At 73.1% G+C, this 2,523-nt stretch carries 2 protein-coding genes; both read right to left on the bottom strand.

The genetic code is table 11. The features are described 5' to 3' along the window. A partial coding sequence (locus I5G_RS21800; RefSeq protein ID WP_022878989.1) for a transglutaminase family protein occupies positions 1 to 1,665 on the bottom strand: 1,665 nt, incomplete at its 3' end. Then, the coding region (locus I5G_RS21805) for a DUF58 domain-containing protein (protein WP_036327569.1) at positions 1,662 to 2,523 on the bottom strand (862 nt) is incomplete at its 5' end. The genes I5G_RS21805 and I5G_RS21800, both read right to left, overlap by 4 nt.

Genomic DNA, 2,523 nt, shown 5'->3' on the forward strand with positions numbered 1-2,523 from the left:
CGGAACCTTGTCCTCGGCGGGGGTGGGCCAGAAGGGCACCCACCCGTAGCCCTCGAACGGCACCTCGACCCACGCGTGCAGCTGCTCGCCGGTGACATCGACGGTCCCGCCGGGGAGGCCCTCGTTCTTGCCCGAGAATCCCATGACCACGCGCACCGGGAGTCCGAGCTGCGACACCATGAGTGCCATCGCCACGGCGTACTGCTCGTCGTCCCCGACCATCTGGGGCTGCGAGAACAGGTCGCTCTCGCGCGCCAGGTTGTGCCCCGACCGCGACGCCACCTGCCCCTCGAGGCCGTGGGAGAAGTAGCCGTTGGTCTGAAAGTACGCCTCGATCGCGCGCACCTGCGCGGCGGGTGTCTCGGCTCCCTCTGTGGCGGTGTCGACCGCGGCGACGAGATCGTCGGGCACGCGCCGCGGGGCCGGGGTCGTCACCGGCGACACCGCGGCATCCTGCAGCTGCTCCTCCGTCGGTGCGGCGGGGATCACGGTGTCGAAGGCGTACGTGTCGCCCTCGGCCATGCCCGTGGTCACGAGTGCGGTGCCGGTGGCCGCGTTGTAGTGCAGCGCGCCGTCGCGTTCGACCGCGTCGGAGCCGTCGAACCCCACCGAGGTGAGGTAGCCCACGGTCGGCATCCACACGCCGTGCAGGGCGCCCATCGTCACCTGGATATGGGCGGGCTCACCGGATGCCACCGGCTCGATGCGCCGCCCCACCCGGGCGAAGGTGCCGGCGCCGGAACCGGCACCCGACACCGAGTAGACGACGCCGTCGTAGGAGTCGAGGGTCGCGAGACGGATCCGCGCCCCCTGGGGCAGGCCGGAGAGCGTGAACAGCGTGCCGTCGTCCTGCGCCTCCTTCGTGTACTTGCGGAACACCGTCAGGGGCGAGGCGTAGTCGTGCAGTTCGAGCGGCGGCACGACGTGATCGCGGACCACCTGCCGGTCACCGAGCGGTGCCGCCGTCGCCGCGGCCGCACCGACCGCGCCCGCACCCGCGACGATCGCCGCGATGGAAACCCCAGCGACCATCGGCAGCGCCACCGAACGCGTCGTCGCCGGGCCGGCGGCATCCAGGGGATCCGTCGACTTCGCGCGCCGCGTCCTCCAGACCGACCAGGCGAGGGCGACGACCCCGAAGGAGGCGCCGACGGCGGCGGGGGCGACGCTGTCGAACGTCGACAGGGCGATCGCGGCGACGAGCGCGGCGCCGGGCGCCAGCAGAGCGAGGGCGAACAGCCGGGCGCGGAGGGCGAGCGACACCGACACCACCGTGACCACGAGCGCGAGCACGAGGGGAAGGACGTACATCGACTCCACGCCGGCGAACGGCGGAGGGAGGGTGAGCGCCTCCTTCCACACCCGCACGACGCCGGTCGCCGAGGCGATCAGCGTGTCGAGGGTGGGGACGACGCCCCACAGAGCCCGAGACGGGAAGGCCAGCGCGCTGCTCGCGAGGAAGTACGCCACGACGACCGTCGCCGCCACGATCAGGACCGACCAGCGTCGGGCGGCGCCCACGACGGCGAGCGCCGTCCCGATGAGGATCGCCCCGCCCGCGGTCACCCAGAACCGCGCGTCCTGGAACGCCGACCACAGCGGCAGCAGCGCGAGCGTGACGAGCGCGCACATCGCCGCGGCATCCACGATCCACCGGCGGCTCATTCGGACACCGCCCGGAGCGCGGCGGGGAGCTGTTCGAGCTCGGCGACGTCGGCGAAGACGAGGTCGCCGAGGACGCGCCGCGCCGGTTGCTCGTGCCGGGTGGCACGGACGGCGACCGACCGCGCGGTGACCGGGGCCCGCAGCGACGCCGCGCGCAGATCCGCGAGCGCACCGGCGGCGCCGGTCACGAACACGACGACCGAGGCCCCGGGAGCGGCGGTCGCGATCGCGCGGGCCGCGCGGGCGATGCCGGTCCCGGAGGGCCGCGCCTCGATTCCCGAAAGGGCGTCCATGAACGTGCGCTCCCCGTGCAGCGCGAGCGCCCCCTCATGCGTCAGCACCGTGAGGGTCTTGCCGCCGCGCAGCGCGGACAGGCCCACCGAACCGACCGTCGAGACGGCGAGCTCGAACTCGTCCTCGTCGGCGTAGTCGTCCAGGTCGGTGGACAGGACCACGAGCAGGTGCGAACGACGCGTCTGCTCGAACTGCCGGATCATCAGCGTCTGCGTGCGCGCCGTCGACACCCAGTGCACGTGCCGCAGGTCGTCTCCCGCGGAGTACTCGCGGAGCGCGTGGAACGACATGTCGTCGTCGGCGAGATCGCGCGTCGGCAGGCCCTCGAGATCGCGCAGGATGCCGGTGGTCTCGCTGTCGATCACGACCACGCGGGGGTGGATGTAGAGCAGCTCCGGCTCGGTCCACGCGACCTCGCGCCGCAGCACGCCCACCGGGTCGGTGCGGACCGAGGTGACCGGCCCGAGCGTGAGGATCGCGCGGCGCAGGGTCGGCACCGTGAACAGCTCGTCGTACTCCTGCCCGGGGGTGAGCCGTGGCATCCGGAATTCCGGACGGCCGCCC

The sequence above is a fragment of the Microbacterium sp. B19 genome (assembly GCF_000333395.1).
GTDB lineage: Bacteria > Actinomycetota > Actinomycetes > Actinomycetales > Microbacteriaceae > Microbacterium.